Origin of the sequence: Sporosarcina sp. 179-K 3D1 HS (genome assembly GCF_047228905.1) — a bacterium.
Taxonomy (GTDB): domain Bacteria; phylum Bacillota; class Bacilli; order Bacillales_A; family Planococcaceae; genus Sporosarcina.
The window spans coordinates 26,090-51,120 of the sequence record NZ_JBFEGI010000001.1 but is presented as its reverse complement, the minus strand read 5'-3'; the positions used below and the strand labels follow the sequence as shown (position 1 = coordinate 51,120).

The window sequence follows — 25,031 nt, the reverse complement described above, 5'->3', positions numbered from 1 at the left end:
ATGAAACGTCAATTGGCCGCCTTGGCGGCAACCATGTATTTTCTATTTCCGATGTCCCTCGTATTGCTGACCTTGGTCATCACGCCACTTCTGTTTGTATCGGATGTCGGGGCCATCCGCTCCTCCGGCTTTGCGGGACCACAGGCATCTGAGGCATTGGTCGGCTTTTGTGGGCTGTTCATCGGGATTTCCATGCTAGTGCCAGCATTCAGGCGGATGTACCGAGCGCTGCCTTGGTTATATCCGTTCGTCACCATCTTTTTCATCAACCTGATCATAGCGAATGTGGCATTGATGATCTTGAATACGGGATATGAAGTCTCAAGCTCAACGCGTCATACGATCTTCACGATTTTCATGATCGTATTCATCATCGGAGCGAGGCTGGCAATGAGTATTTATTTCCGAAAAAGGCCAGTGACATCAGTGGAAATGAGGTAGAACATTGTCGGAAAAGAATAAAGACTTACGAAGTAAATTAGAAGAAGCGATGGGATCATCAAACCCGAAAAGAAAAACCGATCGCAGGCAGCACTGGGAAGACGGTGAATGGGGCGCCCCGGAAACGGAGGACAAACAGATTCGGAAGCGGAATGATCGTCCGTTGATCCTGTTTGGACTCATGGCCCTGGCCATTGGATTTGGGTTGATGGTTTTCTCGGATTCCTCCACACCGGATAATTCCGAAGCCGCCAAAAACGCCTTGGAAACTAAAGTATCCACGGGCGTTTCGGCAGGCACTATACTATTGAGGTCGGATGAAAATATTGGCGAGCAAGACTACACGATCCAGCATACGCATGGGGGCGACCAAGCGAAACTGTGGATCTGGGATTATGCGGCGGAAGACGGGGATTACGTGCAAGTGCTCGTGGATGGCACCCCGACTTCCGAGCCGTTCATGATCAAGCATAAACCGAAAGTGATGACCGTGCCCGCCGTCGGTTCGATTCAGGTGAAAGGAATCCGCGACGGCGGGGGAGGCATCACGTATGCCGTCCGCTATGAAGTGAACGGAACGAGTTATTTCAATAGTGCCCCGGAAGGTGAATTTAATACGTATACATTACAGCGGTAATGAGAAAGGCACTTGGTTGTTTAAAAACAAGGTCACTCCTTGTTTAGTAACCAAGTGCCTTTTATTATGGATCACTTGTAAATTTTTCAGCAATGTACTTCACTAAAACGCTTTCGCTTGGAAGAGGAGGGAATTCGTAATTCGTTCCGGTATTTGGCGATGACCCTTCGGGAAGGGGAGACCTTTTCTTGTTCTTCAATGAGCGAGACTAAATCTTGGTCGGAGAGGGGCTTTAATTTATCCTCCTCATCGATCAACCGTTGAATCAATTCTTTTAAATAGGAAGACGAGACTTCCTGTTGCTCGTTGGTAGCCCCGACGCCCGATGTAAAAAAGAATTTCAATTCAAATATCCCGAGCGGGGTTTCCATATATTTATTCGTTGTAACCCGGCTGATGGTAGACTCATGCACGTCGATTTCTTCAGCAATTTGTTTTAAAGTCATCGGTTTTAACGATTTCAAGCCTTCGTAAAAAAAGTCTTTTTGATGGTCAACAATGGCAACGGCCACTTTATATAACGTAGAATGTCGTTGCGTGAGGCTTTGTTGGATCTGCTTCGCTTCATCATATTTCTCTTTTATGTAGGAGTAGTCTTCTGAACTTTTGTCATTCAATAGGTCCATGTAGCTGCGATTCAAGCTCACTTTAGGAATACAATCATCATTCAACATGACCGATAATCCGTCGTGGTCTTGCATGATATAGACTTCTGGTACGATAAAATTCGTAATTTCACTATTGAATTTTGCACCCGGGCGAGGATCCAAAGTTTGGATAACATCATGAAGTTGTTGGATTTCCTGCATTGTCACTTTTAGTTTCTTGGCAATACCATCCCATTTCCGTTCAGAATACTCAACGAAATATTCAGAGACGATTGTTTCTGCCAAATGGTGCTGTTTCGACAATTTTTGCAATTGTAATAGAATACACTCTTGCAACGAACGCGCCCCGATTCCTGCCGGTTCCAACTCTTGAATCATACGAAGAAGCTGATTGCCCTCTTCAAGAGAAAGATTCATTTCCGCGCATAGTTCTTCCATAGGTACCATTACATATCCATTTTCATTTAGTGAAAAAATAATGTGGACTAAATATGTTTCCAATGCTTTTGGATAGGTTTGCAACCGCATCTGATACAGCAGATGATCATGTAAAGACTTCCTTTCAAAATTCAGGTGATCAATCGGAGAAAAGTCACCATTTTGTGAGGCGGAAGTGAGATGCCGGTCCCGAAAAAAAGAACTTTCCAAAATGGATTCTTTCGTAACGGTAGATTCCATATCAATTAATGGGTTGCTAAGCGCTTTATCTTGAATAAAATCCGATAACTCCAACACAGAGTACTGTAAAAGGGAAATAGCAGTTCTGAGCTCGGTTGTCATGATTAAATTGGTCGTTTGTTTTTGTACTAATCCAACATTCATCTGCATTGGTTTCTCCACCTTTCGAAATGGAACCGCTTTCAAAAGAAAGCGGATCGCTGTATCATCTATGCTTTATTAAGCCATATCGAGTTTGCAAATAATACAGTAAATTATGATTATCAATTTAACACAAAGTGAAACAGACAGTCAATGAGTCTTTTGAGTGCTTCTCTTACATTGGGAGTGCTCTTTAATCTAATATCCAGGTTGTGGAAAAAACACGAAGAGATGATAGATAGGATGACAAAGAACTAAACTAACGAAAGCGAACAGTTAGCATACGCTGGGGTAAAGTCTAACTGACTGACAAAAAGGCGAAAACTGGTATTTTCTCGAATCATACTCAATAGAGAGTGAATAAGGATTGGAAATCGGTTTGATTTCCAATCTTTTTTGTCTATAGTCCAAGATTTTTTATACACCAATGGTAGAAAATTCATTGAAATATAAATATTGTTGCTATACAGTTATTGTAATTGTTAAATTATTGAACATGCCGTTTAAAAACAATACAGAAATTGGGAGGGAAAAGATATGAGACCTAACATTATTATGACAGCAGGATACCCGGAAATGGCCGCCATGATTAAACAAGTGTCTGACCAATTGGACTTTTCAGTAAGGGTTGTAGAAGGTGTATTAAGAGAAGCAGCTCAAGAAGTAAAAGCCTTAACGGAGGAAGGGGGATTTGAAGTTATAGTCAGCAGAGCAGGAACTGCAAATGAAATTAGTAAATTAGTGGAGTTGCCCTTGGTTTATAGCGATACAGATTATTTTGATTTTGTGAAAGCATTCATAGAAGCAAAAAAATATGGAGAAAAAATATGTTTTATTGCTTACCCGGAGGAAGGTTTTTTGGTTAATTATGATGAGATAATAAAATTTATTGGTTTCGACGTAACAATTCTACCGTATAAGACTTCCGAAGAGATGGTTTTACAAGTTAAAAAAGCTAAAGAGCTGGGAATGGATGTTGTCGTTGGTGGGGGACGTCGCGCTGCAAACCTAGCAAAGGAATATGGTATGAAGAGTATGTATTTGACAATAAGCGAGAGGTCAATTAAGCGGACTTTGTTATTAGCTAAAAAAGTGGCTGATGATCGTATTATCATTAAAAAGGAAACAAAAAGGCTGAATGCACTCATTAACTTGTCAGAAGAAGGGATCCTATTTCTAAACGAAAATCTAAAAATTGAATCCTGTAATACAGCTGTTGAAAAAATTTTTCATATACAAAAGGACATGGTAATTGGTAATAAAGTGGACAAAATTGAAAATGAAAGGTTGAGGAAATTACTAAGCAATAGAAAGCTTTACAATGGCAAAGGTAATTTTACAGAGGGAAGTATCAATATTACATATGAGCCAGTTGAATTAGATAACAAAAGAATCGGGACGATTATTACATATCGGGAAGTAAGTAAAATTCAGAAACTAGAAACTAAAATTCGCAGGGATTTACATTCCAAGGGATTATTGGCCCGCTATCAATTTGAAGATATCTCTCATAATAGCCAGAAAATGAAAAAGGTCATTCATTTGGCGCGGGAATATGCGGCAACTGATTCTACAATTTTGATTATAGGTGAAAGCGGAACTGGAAAGGAATTGATTGCACAGAGCATTCATAATGCGAGCAAAAGAAAGAAAGGTCCCTTTGTGGCTGTAAACTGCGCGGCATTACCTGAGAACTTATTAGAAAGTGAACTATTCGGCTATGCGGAGGGTGCTTTTACGGGTGCAAATAAGGGCGGTCGCCAAGGGGTATTTGAGTTAGCGCATCATGGAACAATTTTTTTGGACGAAATAGGAGAAATACCACCGCATATCCAGACACGTTTATTACGAGTACTTCAAGAAAAGGAAGTTATGCGTATTGGGGACGATCGTGTCACTCCGGTCGATATCCGGATCATTGCTGCGACTAATCGGAAACTTTGGGATTTGGTACAACAAGAAAAATTTAGGTTAGATTTATACTTTAGATTAAGTATTTTGCACTTGGAAATTCCACCACTCTATCAACGTGCAGAAGATATTCCAACAGTCGTAAACCATTTTTTAATGCGTGGGAATTCAACGAAAACTTTTGAAGGCTTTTCAAGAGAGTTGCAGGACTTTTTCTTAACATATGAATGGCCCGGTAATGTAAGGCAACTTGAAAATGTAATTGAGAGACTCTTGATTAGAAAATTAACACCCGCCGTGGAAAAAGACTTTATCCGAGATATTTTAAGAGAAACAGAGGTAAGTAATGATCTGTTTCCAGTATCAGATGCTTTTATTGTGAAACCCGGAACGATGGATGAAATCGAAAAACAAATTATCGAGCAGATGATGGAACGTTATGATGATAATCGTACGCTTGTTGCCGAAAAGATGGGAATTAGCCGGACAACCCTATGGAAAAAAATAAATTCTTGATGCGTTTTGGCACGTTAATTGCATTACTTCTTTTAAAGAATAAAGGAGGAATGCCAGTTGGAAACGACAAGCGAAAATAAGATGAAGTATAACCCCTATTGGGAACATATCGGATTGAAGGAAGTTGAACTGAAATGTGGTCAGTCCATATTAGAATTGCCAATCATTTACGAGGTGACGCAAAGTCGTAATAATGTCCATGGCGGCGTGATTGCCAGTATGATCGATGCGGCGGTAGGGGCAGCCCTAAGATCCACCTTGGAAAACGGAAAAGCTGGGGTAACAGTTGAAATGAAATTGAATTACTTGCGTCCAGCCAATGGAGAAAAACTAGTGGCAAAAGGAAAAATTCTTAAAAAAGGCAAGTCTCTGGCGGTTGGAGAAGCTGTCATTGAAAACGATACAGGACAAGAAGTGGCAGTCGGGCTGGTTACGTATATGCTCAATTAGGAACTGTTCGGAAAATAAACATTTATTATGGAAAACGTTTTAAAAATTAACGGAAAAGATTTTAACTTAACATGTTTACTATATTTCTATGGTGGCATGAATCTTGCAAGTATGTTAATGAAATATAGCATTTTAAGTAGGGGGCGTTACTCTTGGGAATAGTGTCGTAATGGTAGTGAAAAATGAAATTGCAACCGTTTATTTAAATGAACCAGAGACATTGAACGCATTGAGTCAAAGTTTAAAAGAGAAGCTTCTTCTAACATTGGAAGAAGTCGAAAAAAGAAGTGATATTAAAATAATTCTCCTTGCAGGCAATGGACGAGCTTTTTGTGCTGGGGGAGATATTAAGGCGATGGGTGATACCTATGATCCTCTCAAAATCAAAGATGGGATGGAGATATCCGGAAAAATCATTCGGAAAATTAGAGAAATGCCCAAGATCGTTATATGCACTTTACATGGATATGCGGCTGGGGCCGGTATGAGTATAGCATTGGCTGCAGATTTAATCGTTGCAGAAGAATCGACTAAGTTTGTACTATCTTTTAAAAATGTTGGCCTAATCCCAGATCTTGGCTTGCACTATCACTTACCGAATATTATCGGCGAATGGAGAGCGAAAGAGTGGATGTGGTCCGGGAAAACAATTTCTGTTGACGAAGCCGTCCAACTAGGTTTTGTAAATCAAAAAGTCCCACAAGGCGAATTGTTAAAAAGAGCGTTTGAAATGGCAGAGGAATTATCGAAGGGGCCATTTGATGCGTACATTGCGTCAAAGGAAATTATTAATTCAAGAAGCACTGCAAATTTGAACGAGGTCATTGCTCGAGAAAATACGATGCAAACGATATTACGGGGAACGGAACAACATACTCGAAGTGTGAAGGTGTTTTTATCAAAATCAAAATAAGTAGGTTTCAATACTCTGAAATGTTTGCGCTTACATTAAAAGGGAGGAATATCAATTGAAAAAACATTTAACTTTATTATCAGTATTGATCATTGTGCTCTTATTAGCTGCATGTGGAAATGCGGGTGCCAATGGTAACGCTAAGACAAATTATACATTGACGACTGCTGGGACAAGTGGTTCCTTTTACGCCATTGGAGCAGCAATTACACAAGTGCTAAACAACAATAGCGAATCATTGAATGTTACGAATCAGGCTTCAGGAGGATCTGTTGAGAATATTCGACTGCTCGACAATAAAGAAGTTGAATTTGCTCTAGTTGGAGGAGATAGTGCGGTTGGTGCTTACGAAGGTACAGGCGAGTTCGAAGGAGAGTCAAGAAAGGAAACGCTGAGAGGTGTTTTTAGTATGTATTCTCAACCACTTTCTTTGGTCGTCTTAAAGGATTCTGGTATCTCAACAATCCAAGATTTACAAGGCAAAAAAGTTGCAGTCGGTGCCCCGGGAAGTGGATCGGAAGTGAAAAGTAAAGAGGTATTGGAAGTGTTGGGGCTTCCTTATGATACAGGAGTTAAGCAGCAATATTTATCCTTTGCAGAAGCGGTAGAAGGTATGAAGGATGGGCAAATTGATGCCGCATTCATCTGGGCAGGTGTGCCGGTTCCAGCGGTTCAGGAATTGGCAAGTGTACGGGATATCGACTTAATTGATATTTCAGAAGAAGAAGCAGCAAAGGTTAACCAATCAAATTCTGCTATTTATGCAGAAACCATTCCAGCCAATACGTATAGTGGTATCGAAAATGAAAAGAAAACGCTTGCTGTCAATACACAAATCGTTGTCCATGCTGATGTGGATGATGAAGTAGTATATGAATTTGTAAAACAGTTTTTTGAAAATATTGGTGATATTCATGCGGCCCACGAGTCAATGAAGGGAGTCACATTAGAAACAGCACCAATCAACACGATTGAATTGCATTCAGGTGCTGCTAAATATTATGAAGAGCAAGGGGTATTAAACAATTAAAAGAAAAAGGGTTTTCCCCTTTTTATTTTTTAAGGGAGTGAAATAAATGGAGAAAGAAATTGTTAAACGAAGCGGGATAATCAAAAAGTGTATTTTTTCGATTGCGATCGCTTTGTCAGTGTTCCAATTATATACTGGAGGATTTGGAGTACTTACCCCCATGCTCCAAAGAAGTTTCCATTTAAATTTGGTTCTCATTCTAGTCTTTTTAATGTATCCGATCCATACGTCCTTAAGGTGGAGATGGATGGACTTTGCAGCTATTCTTTTGTCGATCGGTTCGGGAGTTTATATTTTCTCTACCTATAAAGAACTTCTTTTCAGAGTCGGAAATCCAAACGCTTTTGATATATTTTTCGGTGTTGTGACAATTATTTTGGTTCTGGAAGCAACTAGACGAGTTGCAGGTTGGATCTTGTCTATGATTGGAGCTTTCTTTATTTTCTATTCCTATTTCGGTGGTTTTTTTCCAGGAATATTTCAATCATCGAATATGTCAACGAACCGATTTATTTCACTCGTTTATATGTCAACAGAAGGGTTATGGGGAACGACATTAGGCATTGCTGCCACTTTTGTTGCTTTGTTTGTAATTTTTGGAGCTTTCCTAAATGCGACGGGTGCGGGAAAAGTATTTATAGATCTTGCTTACATTTTTGGGGGAAGATACCGGGGTGGCCCTGCGAAAGTGGCGGTAGTTTCCAGTGCATTGATGGGGACAGTGTCTGGTAGTCCTGTTGCCAATGTGGCATCTACGGGCCAATTTACAATACCACTTATGAAGAAAATAGGATATAAATCAGAAGACGCGGCATCTATTGAGGCTGTCGCTTCGACTGGGGGATCTATCATGCCTCCGATTATGGGGGCGGGCGCGTTCGTAATGGCTGAAATGACAGGTATACCATATTCGAAAATCATTATAGCTGCTGCGATCCCAGCCATATTATATTACTTATCTTTGTATTTCTATGTTGATCTCCAAGCTGCGAAAGATAATCTGAAAGGCTTGCCAAAAGAATTGTTACCGAAATTTAAAGAAACATTTTCAAAAGGGTTCCATCTTTATATTGGCCTCGGTACACTCGTTTATTTACTCGTGTTTATCCAAGTGTCTCCCATGCTTTCTGCTTTCTGGTCCATTGTAGCTCTAGTTTGTTCGTATATTGTTTTTTATTTTAAAACTGTCGATTGGAAATTCCTATCGAATGCCCTTATGGACGGCGCTAAAGGCATGATTCTTACTACAGTTGCATGTGCAACAGCCGGAATTGTAGTCGGTGTCATTAATTTGACAGGTATTGGAGTTACGCTTACTACGTTGATGGTTAACTTGGGACAATCCTCATTATTTTTGACTTTGATTGTCACGATGATAGCATGTGTCATTATGGGAATGGGGCTTCCTCCGACTGCAGCGTATATTTTACTCGGTGTATTGACGGCTCCTGCTTTAATAAAACTTGGGGTTCCTGTGCTGGCAGCTCACATGTTTGTCTTTTATTTCTCTTGTTTAGCACCGATAACCCCGCCTGTCGCCTTAGCTTCTTATACAGCAGCTGGGATTTCCGGTAGTGACCCTTTAAAGACATCCGTCAGATCAGCCAAAATCGGCCTTGTCGCTTTCTTGATTCCGTATATGTTCATTTATGGACCAGAATTATTAGCGCAAGGTGAAGTAACAAGCATTCTTTGGGCATTGCTCATGGGAATTGTCGGGGTGTTTGTCTTGGCAACATCTTTAACAGGCTGGTTAAAGGGCAAATTAAATATCATAGAGCGTGCTTTGTTCTTCACAACAGCCGTTTTCTTGATTTCTGCTAACTTATTGACAGATTTGATAGGCTTAATTTTATTAGCCTTCCTGCTGGGTGTCACCTTCTTTAAAAATAGGAAATCTGTACAAGAAGAATTATTTGATTCAAGTTCCGTCGCCCCTACAAATAAGGCGGAGACTGAAAACACGCTCATATAAAAGAATGTAAGAGAGCCATAGATTACTGCATGGTAAATAATGCAATTGTCTATGGTTCTCTTACTAGTCTATTAGATGGTGAGTAGCCATTGTTGTGGAGTTGTTGATAATGAGATTAAATCCTTTTTTGGCAGCGGTCATATTTATACTGATCCCGGTTTTTGCCGCTCGTCCGATGACATCTTTGTTTGCCAAACAATTAGGGGCTTCAATTATTGAAATTGGGATGATTACCGCCTGCTTTTCTTTTTTACCTTTACTACTGGCTATTTTCGCAGGGCGTTATATCGATCGTTATGGTGAACGCATGCCTTTGGCGATAGGATCTGTTGGAATCTTTTTTTCCTTATGTTTGCCTTATCTCTTTCCTTTAATACACGTCCTGTATATCTCTCAATTACTCTTAGGGATTTCTCAGTTGTTAGCGATCTTGTCTATTCAAAATGGGGTTGCCAAGTCATCGGAAGGAGGAAGTATAAATAGTTCGATAGGATCGTTTAGTTTATTTTCATCAACCGGCATGTTGCTAGGTCCATTAATGGGAGGGTATGCGACGGAACACTTTGGTTTTCAAATGACCTATTTGTTATTAGCATTTGTTCCGTTAGTTTCTCTCATTTTATCTTATTATGTATCTGGGAAAGATATTGTCGCAGATAGTGATAAGCATAAACAGAACAGCAGTTTTAAAGAATTAATCCAAATCTCCGGTCTAAAATCTTCTTTATTGGTTAGTATGATTGTTCTGTCGGCACTTGATATTTTTTATGTTTACTTCCCATTACTCGCACAATCATTAGGTTTAAGTTTCTCTCAAATTGGTTGGGCTTTGGCGGCGCAAGCGAGTGCGAACGCGCTGGTCCGGATATTCATGCCTCGTCTGGTGAACAATTTTGGAGTTACAACGATTTTATGGATCTTTATGCTCATTGGCGCTTTTGGTTATGGAATAATCCCGTTTTTGCATGAATTTGCTGCAATTTTTATTTTTGCCTTCATATTAGGAACGGGGTTGGGTGTAACTCAACCATTAACGATTATTCTTGCGTATACTTTTTCACCAGATGGACGATCGGGAGAAGTGCTTGGAGTGCGTTTGGCTTCCAATCGGTTAGCGCAAACAATCGTGCCATTTGCTTTTGCGGGAATTAGTAATTTTATTGGGTTAGGTCCGATCTTTTTGTTAAATTCATTCCTGTTAATGGGTGGAGCTTTTATAGCGAATAATATATCCAAAGTAAAGAAAATTTGAGAAGGAGTCTGAGTTATGAGTACTAATCAGTTATTAAAAAAGGGCTACACAGAAGAGTTGGCTTCATTTGTTTTTGAATTTCATGATAGAGAGTTATCATTACAAGAATTGACCCAAGTCAAAAGAGTGATCATTGATTATTATTGTGCGGCTATCACTGGTTCTACTAGCGCAACGAGCCAAACTATATTGAACTATTTAATTGAAAATGAAGGAGAAGGAAAGACAAACGTCATTGGTTCGTCTATTAAATTATCTAAAACGAATGCAGCTTTTATAAATGGAACGAGTGCCCATGCATTGGATTTTGATGATGGCCATACAGTTGGATCGACACATCCCGGTTCAGTTGTACTTCCTGCTGTTTTTGCTGTTTCTGAAACAATTAAGGCAGACCCTTCAAAAATTATCAAAGCGATTGTAGTCGGATATGAGATCGGTTTAAGAATTGCAGCTGCGATACATCCGGTTTCTCGAAAGAAAGGCTTTCACAATACGCCAGTCGCAGGCATATTTGGGGCTGCGGCTGCTGTCAGCTATCTATATGATTCTGATATTAGACAAATTCGCAATGCTTTCGGAATAGCAGGCAGTCTTTGCGGTGGAACTTTTGCTTTCTTGGGGTCGGGTTCCGAAGTAAAGAGGATCCATCCTGGACAAGCGGCCCAAGACGGCATCAAAGCCGCAGAACTTGCAATAGCTGGTTTGACGGGACCCGAAACAGTGTTCGAGACAGAAAATGGTATTTTTATGACCTTCGCCGATAATCAAATCAATCCAGAAATATTATGTAAAAGCTTAGATGCACCATTAGAAATTATGAATATTTACTTTAAACCGTATCCTTGCTGCCGGCATTTACATGTAGCTATCGATTGTATTATGAATATTAAAGAAAGAGGAATGCTAGATCTTTCAACAATTCAAAAGATTAAGGTAGGAGTTAATCAAATTGCTGCTCTGCATGGGCATAAACATTGCACTAATTTACTTGATGCACAGATGAGTTTACCCTATTCAATTGCAGTGGCTTTATTAAATAATTCTCTTCAAGTGAATCATTTTAAACCAGAAAACGCAGGAGAACAGGTCTGGGAATTATGTGATAAGATTGAAATTTATGTGGACGAAGAAGCAGATAAGAATTACCCTCAAAAAAGGGCAGCCAAAGTAGAGATTATTATGGATGATGGAAGAACGATTAAAGAAGTATTGGATAATCCGTTGGGTGAGCCTACCAGACCGTTGTCTGACAGGCAAATTGAAGCAAAGTTCTATGATAATTGCGCACCCATTATAGGAGAAGAGAAAGCGGAAAAATTTATAGAAAACATGAAGTCTTTTCAAAATGATTTAGATTTTTTATACGAAATTTAACAGATGGTTTAGATTTAAACAAGAGCGTTCAATTGCTGAACGCTCTTGTTTTTTCGTTATAATTCATGCAAAAGAAAATGATCAACACTCATATGATTTTTCTAATGAAAATTAATCAAAAGTATCAAAAGGGTAATAAAACAGATATTAATAAACACTTTTAAAGAGTTGGCACAGTTATTGCATATAAGTAAGTGAAGCTATCGATTAGTAAACTTTATTCAGCAATTTTTAAAAGGAATGGAGTGAAAACTAGAAATGTAATTTATGGGTCTTATAGGATTGCTGAATCAAGTTAAGTTCCTGGCGGTAAATGCCGAGCCATAATTGATGCTTATCTATTAATAATGTAAAGGGAGATGTCGATATGGATTTCAATCTAACACCAGAACAGGAAGATCTAAAAAAGTGGGCAAAGAATTTAGCGAAAGAGAAGTTTGGACCTAAAGCGTACACATGGATTCAAAATAAAGAGGTGCCATGGGAAAATGCAAGGATTTTATCAGAACAAGGGTTAATGGGAATGACGATTCCTGAAGAAGATGGTGGTCAGGGAATGTCCCTTATTGATGCCATTATTGTAATGGAAGAAATCGCGAAAGTCTGTCCAAGTACAGCTGATATGTTCCAGGTAGGAAACTTCGGTGCCATCCGCCAGTTAGCTGCATTTGGATCGAAAGAACTGAAAGATGGAGTGTTGCCCGATATTTTAGCCGGCAAAAAATTAATTTCTGTTGCCATGTCAGAACCGAATGCTGGCTCTGCTACTACAGATCTTGAAACGAAAGCTAGAATTGAAGGAGATAAAGTCATTATCAATGGATCGAAAGTGTTTAATACACACGGACCTCACAATAGCTATTATGTCGTATGGGTCCGTTTTGGTGAAGGTGTAAAATCGTCTGGAGCCATCTTGGTAGAGAGGGATTCACCGGGATTCATTTTAGGTAAAACAGAAACACATATGTCAGGGGAAGAGCATTGCGCTCTTTATTTCGAAGATTGTGAAGTTCCAGTGGAAAATATTTTGATACCTGAGGACGGGTTCCGTAAGTTATTCACAATGTTCAATATTGAACGCATGGGTAACACGGCGCGTTCCCTAGCTCTTGCACAGGCGGCTTTTGACCTAGCTGTGGAGCATGCCAAAGAACGAAAACAGTTTGGAAAGTCACTGGCGGAATTTCAAGGAATTCAGTGGAAAGTGGCTGAAATGAAAATGAAGCTGGACGCGGGTCGATTACTTTTGTATCGCGCGGCCACAAATGCGGATAAAGGAGCACCGAGTCCACTGGAGACATCCATTGCTAAAGCCTATATAAACGTTTCGGCTTTCGAGGTTGCCCATGAGGCGGTACAAATTTTCGGTGGCTATGGCTATTCCACGGACTATCCTTTGGAATATATCTTTAGAAGAGTTAGAGGCTGGATGATCGCAGGCGGAACTCCTGAAATGTTGAAAAATAAAATCGCTGAAGATGTATTCGAAATGCGTTTCAGCCAAAGAGCAAAACAAGGGGAGAGGAGTGCAAAGGATGAATCAAAGCAGTTTGTTACACAAGGAAACTGAGGAGAAAACACCCTATTTTTTAATGGAATACGAAGGTACACAGATGCTCCGCGACTTGGATTTACCGGTGGCTGAATCGGGATTTGCGACTAATGAGCGGGAAGCGATGAAAATTGCAAATGAAATCGGTTATCCAATCGTCCTTAAAGGCATGTCCAAAGACATTATCCATAAATCCGAAGCAGGCGTCGTTCGATTAAATATTAAGAATGAAATTGATTTAAAAAGGGAATATGCAGTTATTTCGGCAAATGCACGCAGTTACAATGCAAATGCTGTCCTGTCCGGGGTGTTTGTACAGAAGATGGCTGCCAAAGGGATTGAACTTATAATAGGAATTAAAAAAGATCCTATTTTCGGCCATCAACTTGTGATCGGAGCAGGTGGAACGCTTGTGGAAGTGATTCAGGACTATGCGTTGCGGATGATGCCTGTAACTGAATTAGAAATCGAAGAAATGGTTAGGGAATTAAAAAGTTATCCGATTTTGAAAGGCTATCGTGGCGAGCCGGGCATTAATCTAGACCTCCTTAAGCAAATCTGTATGAGGCTGAACGCTCTTATTCAATTGCACCCGCATATCGATGAATTGGACTTAAATCCCGTCATTTTTACTCAAGGAAAAGCAACGATTTGTGATGTACGGATAGCGATGGGATGCGCTTTGAATGAAAAAGGGAAGCGACGTTCCCTTACAAATGTGGATAAAATGCTGAATCCAAAATCGATTGCAGTTATTGGTGCTTCTCAGGATGAGAAAAAGAATGGTGGAAGATTGTTCCGCTATCTTGTAGAAAATAAATACCCTGGAGAATTGTATCCTATCAACCCAAAGGCATCGGAGATAAAAGGGTATAAAGCATATCCAGATTTGAAAGATGTTCCAGCCGATATTGACCTTGCTTGTATTATAGTAGCTGCTCCATTCGTTCCTGATGTTTTAAAATCATGTATTGTCAAAGGAATCAAAGCGGCAATCATCTACTCCTCCGGTTTCGCTGAAATCGGGGAAGAGGGAGAACGGCTTCAGGAAGAAATACTCGCTATCGCAAAAGAAGGGGATATTCGTCTGCTTGGACCGAATTCAATCGGAATTGCGAGTCCATCCAAACAAATTTATACAGCTTTTGGAGCTGCTTTGGAATCCAAAGTAAAAGTGTCCGGAAATATCGGTTTTATTTCCCAGAGTGGCGCAATGGGTAGTGCGCTATTAAGCCGAGCTTGGGAAGAAGGGATCGGCTTCAGTAGATGGATCAGTATTGCGAATGAAGCAGACCTCGATAGTTCAGATTTTATCGAAGTCCTTGCAGAAGATGAATTAACGAATGTAATTACAGTCTTTATGGAAGGTCTTCAAGATGCGGAAGCATTTAAAAAAGCAGTGACCAAGGCCAAAGAGAAAGAAAAACCTGTCATTGTTTTTAAAACAGGAAAATCCGATGTGGGAAAAAGAGCAGTTCAGTCACATACAGGTAGCATGGCAGGAGACGACGCAGTTTACATGTCTGCTTTTAATAAATATGGCGTTCTTAGGGTGGAGCATATTGAAGATTTGCTGGACACAGCCATTGCACTTGATGTACAGCCATTGCCAAACGGAAATAAAATCGGAGTCATTACAGCTTCAGGTGGTGCTTGTAGTGTAATTGCCGACCTCTGTTCAGCAAATGGAATGGAGGTGCCGGAGCTATCCATCAACACGATGTCGAAGATTCAAAATCTAATCCCTCCTTTTGGATCTTCCCAAAACCCGATTGACGTGACGGCGGAAATTATTGCAAAGCCTCAAATGTTCAAAGAAGTTGTGAGCACGCTTGCGAATGATGCAGACATCAGTGGTGTCCTTGTCATGTTAACAACGAATGCCGATCCAGGCGCTTCCATTATTGCTCAAGCTATTTTAGATACTTATGAACGGAGCGATAAACCGATCGTCGTTGGCCGTCTAGGCGCTAATGCAATCGCTCCGCAAGCGATGCAAATCTATGCAGAAGGAAAATTGCCTGTTTACGCCACTCCTGAAAAAGCAGTCAATATTATGAACTATTTGGTAAAGTATAGTGAATTGTCTTGTAGGGAGAAACACTAATGGCTCAAATAACTGTCGTGGGCGCCGGTGTCATGGGAAGAGGAATTGCTTACTCTTGCGCAATTTCAGGTCATCAAGTTTCTTTAAATGATCTTCAGGAACAGACTTTAACTGATGCGAAGAGAGAGATTGAAGATTTATTAATGAATAGTCTTCGAAATGGGTATATATCGGAAAACAAATATCAACAAGCCAAAGGTAACTTGGTATATGAAAAAGAATTACCATCTGCCGTTATGAATGCCGACTTGATTATAGAAGCGATCCTTGAAAGAGTTGATTTGAAAATTGATTTATTTAAAAAATTGGACCTTCTTTGCAAGCCTGATACCGTATTATCGACCAATACTTCAACGATTAGTCCAAGTGAAATCGGTGCTCAAACAAAACGTCCGGATAAAGTGATAGCCATGCACTTCTTTAATCCTGTCCATAAAATGAAAATGGTTGAACTAATAAGAGGTTTAGAAACATCTGATGAAACAGTTGATTTTATCAAACGTATTTGTTCTTCCTTGAACAAAGAGTACATCGAAGTGAATGAGTTTCCAGGCTTTGTAACATCCAGAATGAATTGCCTAATCGGAAACGAAGCGATGAACATGTTGATGGAAGGCGTTGCCTCCCCAAAAGATATTGATAAAGCGATGAAGATGGGTTTGAATCATCCGATGGGCCCCTTGGAACTTGCTGATTTAGTAGGTCTCGATACTAGATTACGAAATATGGAATATTTATACCAAACCCTCGGTGAAAAATATAGACCATGCCCATTGCTTGTTAAGTATGTGAAGGCTGGACGCTTAGGTAAGAAAACCGGAAGAGGTTTTTATAATTATTAGTAATGTAGGGTTGAAAATTTATAGGTTAAGAAAACATTAGTTCTGCTTATCTTGCCAGGGTTTTCCATTGCATCGAGGAAATAAAGCTATATGAAAATAAAGGGGTAAACTTTTAATTATCCAGGGGAGAAATGGTAATGCGTAATACTTTTATAGTGGAATCAGTCAGAACGTCAATCGGAAAATTAGGCGGAGCTTTGCAAGATGTTCCTGTCGATCATTTAGCAGAGACAGTCATCCGCGGAGTCCTAAAGCGAACTGACGTGGAAGTAGCAATAGATGAAGTTATTTTGGGGCAGGCGAAACAGAGTGCAGACACTTCCAACTTAGCAAGACTTGCCACATTGCGTGCGGATTTGCCTGTCAGCATACCGGGTTATACGGTGCACCGCCAGTGCGGATCTGGTTTACAGGCTATCCATAATGCGGATCAGCAAATTCGCCTTGGATTGGCGGATGTCATCATTGCAGGCGGTGCAGAGAGTATGAGCACTGCTCCTTATTATATGCGAAATGCCCGATTTGGATACGGAGCCGGCAACGGACTGCTCCTCGATCCAAATACCGAAAGTCAACCGTGTTCACAACCGATCGAAGTGTATGGAAATCTAACAATGGGGTATACGGCTGAAAACTTGGCCGAACACTACGGAATCTCACGCGCAGAGCAAGATGCGTTTGCTCTGCGCAGTCAGCAACTAGCGACGAAAGCAATCGAGGACGGTTATTTTATAAATGAAATCATCCCGTTTGAAATAAAAAAACGAAAAGAAACAGTAACATTCCAAGTGGATGAACATCCGAGACAAACGACGCTTGAACAATTGGCAAAGCTAAAGCCCGTATTCAAAGAAGGCGGTTCGGTCACAGCGGGCAATGCGAGTGGGCGGAATGACGGAGCGGCTGCCGTGCTGCTCATGTCAGGAGAAAAGCTGGAAAAACATGGACTTACGCCGAAAGCTAAGATTCTTGCGCAAGCAGCGAGCGGCGTATCCCCCGAAATTATGGGGATCGGTCCAGTAGAATCCACAAAAAAAGCGCTTCGGCAATGTGGATTGTCTATTGACGATATCGATTTGATTGAATTGAACGAAGCATTCTCAGCACAAGCATTAGCTGTCATAAAAGAACTGCACCTTGATATTGATAAAGTCAACGTCAATGGAGGCGCCATTGCACTTGGACATCCGATCGGGGCATCAGGAGCTATTTTAATGACCAAATTGCTATCTGAGATGGAACGTCGCAATGTAAAGTTCGGTCTAGTCACCTTGTGTATTGCAGGAGGGCAGGGAATTACAACAATCGTAGAAAACATGCAATATAGGTAATGAGCCGGGAACCAAGGAATAAGACCTTGGTTCCTATACAATTATGCTATCAACATGGGAGGGTTCTTTATGAACATTTATGTATTAGTAAAACGGACATTTGACACGGAGGAAAAGATAGCGGTTACAAACGGCAAGATTGCGGAAGATGGAGCTGAATTCATCATCAACCCATATGACGAGTATGCCATCGAGGAAGCGATCCAGCTTCGGGATGCCCATGAAGGGGAAGTGACAGTTGTCACAATCGGGGACGAAGAGGCGGAAAAACAACTGCGCACGGCATTGGCGATGGGAGCAGACAAAGCGGTTCTCATCAACACGGAAGATGATCTGGATGAAATGGATGAATATACGGTTGCGAAAATCCTTGCAGAGTATTTGAAAGACAAAGACGCAGATATCATCCTCGCGGGGAACGTAGCCATTGATGGCGGGTCCGGCCAAGTCGGTCCACGTGTGGCAGAATTGCTTGGCATCAATTACGTGACGACGATCACAGAACTGAATGTCGATGGCACATCCGTCAAAATCGTTCGCGACGTAGAGGGGGATTCGGAAACGATCGAAACGTCCTTGCCACTGCTCGTGACAGCGCAACAAGGTTTGAATGAGCCACGTTATCCTTCCTTGCCAGGCATCATGAAGGCGAAGAAGAAACCGCTGGAAGAATTGGAGCTCGATGATCTCGATATCGACGAAGATGATGTGGAAGCGAAAACGGAAACGGTTGAAATCTTCCTTCCTCCACAAAAGGCGGCGGGCCGCGTATTGGAAGGCGACGTTGCCGACCAAGTGCAAGAATTGATCTCCTTGCTGCGCACAGAAGCGAAAGTGATCTGAGTAAGCGGTCTGCCACTTGCTTAATTAATGTAAATCAGCACGAAAATCGTATCTATTAGGAGGGACTCAATATGTCTAAAAAAGTAGTAGTACTTGGGGAAGCTCGAGAAGGAGCTTTACGTAATGTATCGTTCGAGGCGATTGCAGCCGCGAAAACAATCTCCGGTGGCGGGGAAGTCGTCGGTGTTCTATTCGGCGATGCCGTCCAATCACTAGCAGAAGAAATGGTCCATTATGGTGCCAATCGTGTTATCACGGTGGAGCATCCACACCTGAAGCAATATACATCCGACGGGTACGGACAAGCGTTCCTAGCTGTCTTTGAACAGGAAAAACCAGATGCGATCGTCTTTGGCCACACGGCACTTGGTAAAGACCTATCGCCAAAAATCGCGAGCAAATTGGAATCCGGCTTGATTTCCGATGTGACAGCGATTGAAGGAGAAGGGGATAGCGCCCATTTCATCCGTCCGATCTATTCCGGCAAGGCGTTTGAAAAAGTGAAGAACAAAGAAGGTCTTCTCTTCGTGACAATCCGTCCAAACAACATCGCACCACTGAATCATGATGCAAGCCGTACAGGCGAAGTTTCTTCCCTCTCCGTCGATGTGGCGAATCTTCGCTCGGTCATTGCAGAAGTTGTCCGCAAAGCGACGGAAGGCGTGGACCTGTCGGAAGCAAAAGTGGTCGTGGCGGGAGGCCGTGGCGTGAAAAGCGCGGAAGGCTTCGAGCCATTGCAGAAGTTGGCGAACTTGCTAGGCGGTGCGGTCGGTGCATCCCGTGGTGCATGTGACGCGGACTACTGTGATTATTCATTGCAAATCGGCCAAACCGGGAAAGTGGTTACACCTGATCTGTACATAGCGGCAGGAATTTCAGGGGCTATCCAACATATGGCGGGAATGTCGAACTCCAAAATCATCGTGGCGATCAACAAAGATCCGGAAGCGAACATCTTCAAAGTGGCGGACTATGGAATTGTCGGCGACCTCTTTGAAGTCATTCCAATGATGATCGAGGAAATGGAGAAAGTACCGATTTCTATTTAATGGATGCGTTAAATTACTCCTACAATTTCAGACTTACGTTTAATCGCTACAATGTTTTAAGGTAGGTAACAGTCACCCTCTCAAATAGAGACTTTCTCAAGAACCTTATAATAAATACCTATAGAATATTACTCTTTTAGGAATGAAATGCCGGACTTCATTTTTTACCTAAAAGGGTATTTTTTATGGGAACTTCAACAAAAAAAGAAGGCCATAATAGACCTTCTACATTCGACCCTAATCGGTTCTTCAAACTTTTGCAATTCGCACATTGCTGATCATCAAAAATGATAATAGCAACATGAATAGAATTAACACGCCGTCCTGGACATATGGATAGATAAAATAGCTCAATGTCAAGAGGACACCCGCCGCAGTGATCGGCAAGCCGCAAAATACACCGTCAAATTCTTTCACATTAAAACGGGCGAGCCGGACCGCGCCTGCTAAAATATAGAAAATGGTTACCGCTATGCCGACCCATAAAGTTGCAGAAAATGCTAGATTATAGATTAGAAGGGCGGGGGCAATCCCGAAGGATACGAGATCACATAACGAATCAAGTTCCTTGCCGAATTGGGATTCCGCATGGAAATGCCTTGCCGCCATTCCGTCAAAGCGGTCAAATAATGCAGCTAGGAAGATGAAGACGAGGCTCTTGTGGCTAAGATCGTTTACAATTAGTATAATAGCTATAATTCCGAAGCTGAGATTGGTCAATGTAATGGCATTCGCCAATTGCATCTTCATTTTTGTATAATACAGATCCCATGCTTTCTGTAAAAACATATGATTCCTCCTTATAGTGTAAAATAATAGAAAAACGAGGTAACCCACAGAATGACCAAAAGAAAACTTTTTAAAGCCTTTGTTGAATTAACGGGACATCCCTTATCATCTTCTCTCTTAAAGACATTCACTAGATCAAGTATAAGCCGTCCGCTTATCCGTCCATTTTCCCGTTACTATCAAATCAATGAACAGGAAATGGCGCGGCCCATCCATACATATGATTCCCTGCAATCGTTCTTCACGCGGGAATTGAAACAAGGATGCCGGGTAATCGATGAATCGCCGAATAGCTTAGTATCGCCAGTGGACGGAATTGTCAATGGGATGGGAACCATTACGAACGGCCAAGAATTTTACATAAAGAACCACACTTATCGGTTAGCTGAAATCTTTGGAGATGCAAAATTGTCCAAGCCCTACGAAAATGGCTTCTATTATATTCTTTACTTGTCGCCAAGCCATTACCATCATTTCCACTATCCGTTAGATGGAAAAATTGTTTCCCGGTATGCACTAGGCAATGTTTCCTATCCGGTGAATGACTTGGGCTTGCGATATGGAGATACCCCTTTTGCTTCGAATTATCGATTGATTTCTGAATTGAAAACGAAATTTGGAAAACTGGCGATTGTTAAAGTGGGAGCATTGAACGTCAACAGCGTTCAAATCCAAAACGCCTCCAGAATTGCCGTAAAAGGACAGGATTTTGGGCATTTTTCATTTGGCTCGACCGTCATCTTATTCCTAGCGCATCGGCCTAATTTTCAACCGCTCATACAAAATAGGGCAGAAGTTAAGGTGGGAGAGTCAATCGGCATGTGGTTCTAAGCTTTCCAAGAGAGATAGGATTGCAATACTCATGCTATCAGGAAATCCGGAAAGCTTTTCCATCTCCATTACATTATATAACGATACTAATATATTCTGCAAATTGAAAAATGACAGTACATTCCCTTGAATCGGAATTTTTCATACTAAGTATCCATTGTACGACAAAAAGTCCCTTTGAAATTTATTTTCAAAGGGGCTTTTCTCATGTGTGAAATTAAATGATATGGATTCGTTTTCCCTGCAAACGCTGTTTCCATCATTTCATTACGACAGCTTCTCCTTCAATCACCAGCTCATCCCGCTGGTTTTTGACAACAGTCCGGAGACGGATGATTCGCTTGGAGTCTTTTTTTTCCAATACTTCGACTTCCGCCGTGACGGTATCCCCGATTTTTACTGGGGCCAAGAAGGCTAGGTTTTGCGATAAATAAATGGTATCTCTTCCGGGAAGCTGCATGGCCAATACATTGGAAATGAATCCCGCAGTTAAAATCCCATGTGCAATCCGTTCTTTGAAAATCGAAGTTTTTGCATATTCGGCGTCCACATGGACCGGATTGAAATCGCCTGTTACCCCGGCAAACTGGTAGATGTCATATTCCGAAATAGTTTTCGTGAAACTGGCCCGATCGCCAATTCTAATTTCATCATACGTAGGCACTGATAAAAGTCCTTTCGATTGAGTAACAGTATTTTGGTTGGTTGACACAAATCTGAAGCTCGTTCAAATTGCAGCTAGCAGCCTTTTATGCGTCTCTTTCAGTTGGTCTGTCAGTTTTTCGACAGATTTCAAAAGCTCCGCATTGCCTTTCTGTTGCTGATCAAGCACGTTCTTCACGTTAGATTCAAGTTGGCTCTGGGATTGCGAGAACAGGTCCAACATCACTTTGCTCGGTGTCCAGGACAAAGACTGCACTGTGCTATTGATTTCGTCGAGCTGGTTCAACCATGTGGAAGCGAGTGGAAGGTAACGCTCTTTATCCGATTCTTTAATCGTTTTCTGAAGGCTGGATTTCCATTCTTCTGAAATCTTGCTTGCTTCTGCTTCCAATTGAGTGAGTGTAGTGCGTGTCGAATTCAGCAGTTCCTTTTGATTTTCAAACACTTTGAACGATTTATCCGAAATGTCCTGTTGAAGGTTTTGAATCGTTTTGAAGCCGTTCAACCAACTTTCCCAGATCAAATCGACTTCGTTCGCCGGCTGTTTCACTTCTTTTGCTTTCGTCATCATTAATTCCTCCTTATTGGTCTTATCCATTTACCGATGGATCTTTATATGAATGCAACGTACTGCATTGTTGCCGTGCTCACTCATCTTCCTCGTTCTGTTCATCTGTTCGGGAAGTGTAAGGGGAAAAAAACGGGTTGTATAAGCTGAAAAATTGATCCAACATTTTTTGGTAATGACCCAATGAACTTGCCCATAGTTCCAAATATTGTTCGCCTGCTTTTGTAATTGAATAGATTCGCTTTGCAGGGCCTCCCGATTCGGTATCCCATTCAGATGTCACCATGTCATCTTTCTCTAACTGGCGAAGAATCCGATAAAAATTGCCTTGGTCTACAGAGTTAAACCCAAACTGGGAAATTTTTTGCATCAATTCATAGCCATGCGTATTCCAATCTCGTAAATGAAGAAGCATCAATGGGATGAGAAAGTTTTTAGGCGATCCCAAATTCGGTTGTCTTTCATTTTTGTTAGAGTCAGATGAATTTTCCATTGCTACGCCACTCTCCTTACAGAATATCTATATGTGTAATTTACACCTAAGTGTTCAGAATGTCAAGAAAAAGATAAAATCTTCCAAATCGGGTGTGGTCTGATCAAGTAAAAAAACTGCCCATCTGTGTAAGGAGGGCAGTACATATCCAGGCATTCTACCCTTTACTGTTCCAAGGTCTCCCAATCGATGACGTTTTGGATAGTAGCTCGTCCCGTCACGACGACGGGATGGGACAGGGAGTTATACGTCAGTTGTATGGACATATATAGGTAGATCCGTTCGAGTCCATTCTCAAATAGAAAACGAGGCGGCGATGAGTAGCTGAAAAACCATTTTTCACTGTATAGAATATTGACAATCCAATGAACTTCACAAATTGTTCAAAGTTTTTTGTCGAATAAATAAAGAAATATCAACGAAAAATTGATTGAAAAGTCTAATAAATATTATTTGTTTTCATATAAAAAACTGTAATTCATTGGCTTTTACTAGTAAATTATAGTATTTCCTTAATTATTATTCGACATCCTTTTTTGTTATTTTGTAGAAAAATGTGGTTTTTTGTCCATTATCGTTCGTTGACTTAAATTGGAACATCCCCCTATACTTTGGGTAGGAGATGCCCCACTATTCTCTGAAACTGTGAATTTTAAAGGAGATGAGATGTTTGTCACAGACATTACAATTTGATCCATTCGCGATGTGGAAAACAATGTATGAACAAACGGAAGCCAATTGGAACGAAACTATTCAGCAAACGCTGAATAAAGAATCCTTCTCGGAGGGAATGGGTGAAACACTAAATTATTATTTACAATTTCAAGAATTGGCTAAAAAAATGACGGAATCTTATTTGAAGCAGGCGAATATGCCAACTCGGGGAGAGCTCGCCGATGTGGCCTCGTTGATCATCAATCTTGAGGAAAAAGTAGACCATTTGGATGATCGATTCGATGAGGAGATTGCCAAATTGGATGCCACGAAAGAAATTGTCCAATTACGAAGATCGGTTGCCAATCTCGAGAAAAAATTGGATCTCATCATTGAGGCAGTGGAAAAGGGAAATAAGCAACAGTCGGCATCATCTGCTTCTCCTGTTGCGGAAACACAACTAAAGAAATAAGAATTTATCGAAAGGTCAGTCCTTTTGCGAAGCTGCATGTATCGTATATTACAGAGAATGGAAGTGTTGAAGGATGACATTGAACGCATTGGAAATTACAGAGATCACCGAATTTGGAAAGCCGTTAGCAGGCCAAGTTGCCATCGTGACAGGGGGGTCACGTGGAATTGGGGCTGCGATTGCGAAAGAGCTGGCACGCAATGGTGCAATAGTGGCGATCAATTTTGTATCCGGTTTTGAAAAAGCGGAGAGCGTTGTGAAAGAAATTGAGGCACAAGGTGGAACTTCGTTTGCTTTCCAATCGGATGTATCTAAATCGGAAGATGTCCAAAACTTCATCCAGGCAGTAAAAGATCGTTTTGGAAAGATTGATATCCTTGTAAACAATGCCGGCATTACACGTGACCGGACATTCCGCAAACTATCCACAGAAGATTGGAATGAAGTCATCGACGTCAATCTGAATAGCGTCTACCATACGACTTCGGCAGTCATCGACCATATGTTGGAACAGAAGTATGGCCGTATCATCAATATCAGTTCCATCATCGGCCAAGCGGGCGGTTTTGGCCAGACGAATTATTCAACTTCCAAAGCGGGTATGCTCGGATTCACAAAGTCGCTTGCTTTGGAAACAGCCCGAAGCGGAATTACTGTCAATGCGATTTGCCCGGGGTTCATTGAAACGGAAATGGTGGGGGCCATGCCGGAAAACGTTTTGGAAAGTATCGTTTCCAAAGTGCCGATGAAACGTTTGGGAACCACGAAGGAAGTGGCAGAAGCAGTTCTGTTCCTTGCGCAAGCCGAATACATTACAGGCCAGGCCATTAATGTAAACGGCGGATTATATATGTAAGTTCATCTATTTCGCGAGAATAGAGAAGAGTTGACTTCCCAAGTGGGGAAGT

23 protein-coding genes are annotated in these 25,031 nt (G+C 41.2%); 18 read left to right on the top strand and 5 right to left on the bottom strand.

Annotated features, from left to right (window positions below):
• Window positions 1–441, top strand: a complete 441-nt coding sequence (locus AB1K83_RS00235) for a hypothetical protein (protein WP_413056142.1) — start codon at window positions 1–3, stop codon at window positions 439–441.
• Between the two features lie 4 nt (window positions 442–445).
• Window positions 446–1,078 carry a hypothetical protein gene (locus tag AB1K83_RS00230; protein WP_413056141.1) on the top strand — a complete coding sequence of 211 codons (633 nt, stop codon included), beginning with the start codon at window positions 446–448 and terminating at the stop codon, window positions 1,076–1,078.
• 86 nt (window positions 1,079–1,164) lie between these two features.
• Here the strand turns inward: AB1K83_RS00230 and rpoN are convergent, their stop codons facing one another.
• Window positions 1,165–2,514, bottom strand: coding sequence for an RNA polymerase factor sigma-54 (gene rpoN / locus AB1K83_RS00225; protein WP_413056140.1), 1,350 nt, complete (start codon window positions 2,512–2,514; stop codon window positions 1,165–1,167).
• A gap of 528 nt (window positions 2,515–3,042) precedes the next feature.
• Between rpoN and AB1K83_RS00220 the strand changes: the two genes are divergently transcribed.
• From AB1K83_RS00220 to AB1K83_RS00160, 13 genes are all read left to right on the top strand, one after another.
• Window positions 3,043–4,932 carry a sigma 54-interacting transcriptional regulator gene (locus AB1K83_RS00220; protein WP_413056139.1) on the top strand — a complete coding sequence of 630 codons (1,890 nt, stop codon included), beginning with the start codon at window positions 3,043–3,045 and terminating at the stop codon, window positions 4,930–4,932.
• A 57-nt stretch (window positions 4,933–4,989) separates the two neighbouring features.
• Window positions 4,990–5,382 carry a PaaI family thioesterase gene (locus AB1K83_RS00215; RefSeq protein WP_413056138.1) on the top strand — a complete coding sequence of 131 codons (393 nt, stop codon included), beginning with the start codon at window positions 4,990–4,992 and terminating at the stop codon, window positions 5,380–5,382.
• Between the two features lie 169 nt (window positions 5,383–5,551).
• On the top strand, window positions 5,552–6,295 hold the full coding sequence (locus tag AB1K83_RS00210) for an enoyl-CoA hydratase/isomerase family protein (protein ID WP_413056137.1): 744 nt from the start codon (window positions 5,552–5,554) through the stop codon (window positions 6,293–6,295).
• Window positions 6,296–6,350: 55 nt separating this feature from the next.
• On the top strand, window positions 6,351–7,325 hold the full coding sequence (locus AB1K83_RS00205) for a TAXI family TRAP transporter solute-binding subunit (RefSeq protein ID WP_413056136.1): 975 nt from the start codon (window positions 6,351–6,353) through the stop codon (window positions 7,323–7,325).
• Between the two features lie 46 nt (window positions 7,326–7,371).
• Window positions 7,372–9,300 (top strand): TRAP transporter permease, encoded by a 1,929-nt coding sequence (locus AB1K83_RS00200; protein ID WP_413056135.1) that lies wholly within the window; start codon window positions 7,372–7,374, stop codon window positions 9,298–9,300.
• A gap of 109 nt (window positions 9,301–9,409) precedes the next feature.
• Entirely contained in the window at window positions 9,410–10,552 is a 1,143-nt protein-coding gene (locus AB1K83_RS00195; RefSeq protein WP_413056134.1) for an MFS transporter, read from the top strand.
• 15 nt (window positions 10,553–10,567) lie between these two features.
• Window positions 10,568–11,929: an MmgE/PrpD family protein gene (locus AB1K83_RS00190; protein ID WP_413056133.1), complete on the top strand. Its 1,362-nt coding sequence runs from the start codon at window positions 10,568–10,570 to the stop codon at window positions 11,927–11,929.
• A gap of 367 nt (window positions 11,930–12,296) precedes the next feature.
• Window positions 12,297–13,499 carry an acyl-CoA dehydrogenase family protein gene (locus AB1K83_RS00185; RefSeq protein ID WP_413056132.1) on the top strand — a complete coding sequence of 401 codons (1,203 nt, stop codon included), beginning with the start codon at window positions 12,297–12,299 and terminating at the stop codon, window positions 13,497–13,499.
• Window positions 13,465–15,588 carry an acetate--CoA ligase family protein gene (locus tag AB1K83_RS00180; RefSeq protein WP_413056131.1) on the top strand — a complete coding sequence of 708 codons (2,124 nt, stop codon included), beginning with the start codon at window positions 13,465–13,467 and terminating at the stop codon, window positions 15,586–15,588. The genes AB1K83_RS00185 and AB1K83_RS00180 overlap by 35 nt, the downstream gene beginning before the upstream one ends.
• The gene (locus AB1K83_RS00175; protein ID WP_413056130.1) at window positions 15,588–16,430 is read left to right on the top strand and encodes a 3-hydroxyacyl-CoA dehydrogenase NAD-binding domain-containing protein; all 843 of its coding nucleotides are present in this window, start codon (window positions 15,588–15,590) and stop codon (window positions 16,428–16,430) included. The genes AB1K83_RS00180 and AB1K83_RS00175 overlap by 1 nt, the downstream gene beginning before the upstream one ends.
• 137 nt (window positions 16,431–16,567) lie before the next feature.
• A complete protein-coding gene (locus tag AB1K83_RS00170) occupies window positions 16,568–17,761 on the top strand; it encodes a thiolase family protein (RefSeq protein ID WP_413056129.1) in 1,194 nt (397 codons plus the stop codon).
• Between the two features lie 69 nt (window positions 17,762–17,830).
• Window positions 17,831–18,604, top strand: coding sequence for an electron transfer flavoprotein subunit beta/FixA family protein (locus tag AB1K83_RS00165; protein WP_413056128.1), 774 nt, complete (start codon window positions 17,831–17,833; stop codon window positions 18,602–18,604).
• A gap of 71 nt (window positions 18,605–18,675) precedes the next feature.
• Window positions 18,676–19,653, top strand: coding sequence for an electron transfer flavoprotein subunit alpha/FixB family protein (locus tag AB1K83_RS00160; protein ID WP_413056127.1), 978 nt, complete (start codon window positions 18,676–18,678; stop codon window positions 19,651–19,653).
• 249 nt (window positions 19,654–19,902) lie between these two features.
• On the opposite strand, the gene pssA is transcribed toward AB1K83_RS00160, so the two are convergent.
• The gene (pssA, locus tag AB1K83_RS00155) at window positions 19,903–20,442 is read right to left on the bottom strand and encodes a CDP-diacylglycerol--serine O-phosphatidyltransferase (protein ID WP_413056126.1); all 540 of its coding nucleotides are present in this window, start codon (window positions 20,440–20,442) and stop codon (window positions 19,903–19,905) included.
• 51 nt (window positions 20,443–20,493) lie between these two features.
• Between pssA and asd the strand changes: the two genes are divergently transcribed.
• On the top strand, window positions 20,494–21,273 hold the full coding sequence (gene asd / locus AB1K83_RS00150; protein ID WP_413056125.1) for an archaetidylserine decarboxylase: 780 nt from the start codon (window positions 20,494–20,496) through the stop codon (window positions 21,271–21,273).
• 259 nt (window positions 21,274–21,532) lie between these two features.
• Here asd and AB1K83_RS00145 read toward each other — a convergent pair whose 3' ends face one another.
• From AB1K83_RS00145 to phaQ, 3 genes are all read right to left on the bottom strand, one after another.
• Window positions 21,533–21,937, bottom strand: a complete 405-nt coding sequence (locus AB1K83_RS00145; RefSeq protein ID WP_413056124.1) for a MaoC family dehydratase — start codon at window positions 21,935–21,937, stop codon at window positions 21,533–21,535.
• 63 nt (window positions 21,938–22,000) lie between these two features.
• The gene (locus AB1K83_RS00140; RefSeq protein ID WP_413056123.1) at window positions 22,001–22,507 is read right to left on the bottom strand and encodes a hypothetical protein; all 507 of its coding nucleotides are present in this window, start codon (window positions 22,505–22,507) and stop codon (window positions 22,001–22,003) included.
• Between the two features lie 76 nt (window positions 22,508–22,583).
• Complete coding sequence (phaQ, locus tag AB1K83_RS00135) at window positions 22,584–22,997, bottom strand: poly-beta-hydroxybutyrate-responsive repressor (protein ID WP_413056122.1); 414 nt, start codon at window positions 22,995–22,997, stop codon at window positions 22,584–22,586.
• 670 nt (window positions 22,998–23,667) lie between these two features.
• Between phaQ and AB1K83_RS00130 the strand changes: the two genes are divergently transcribed.
• Both AB1K83_RS00130 and fabG read left to right on the top strand, forming a co-directional pair.
• Complete coding sequence (locus AB1K83_RS00130; RefSeq protein ID WP_413056121.1) at window positions 23,668–24,123, top strand: polyhydroxyalkanoate biosynthesis repressor PhaR; 456 nt, start codon at window positions 23,668–23,670, stop codon at window positions 24,121–24,123.
• A gap of 73 nt (window positions 24,124–24,196) precedes the next feature.
• Window positions 24,197–24,979: a 3-oxoacyl-[acyl-carrier-protein] reductase gene (gene fabG / locus AB1K83_RS00125; RefSeq protein WP_413056120.1), complete on the top strand. Its 783-nt coding sequence runs from the start codon at window positions 24,197–24,199 to the stop codon at window positions 24,977–24,979.
• Window positions 24,980–25,031: the final 52 nt, after the last annotated feature.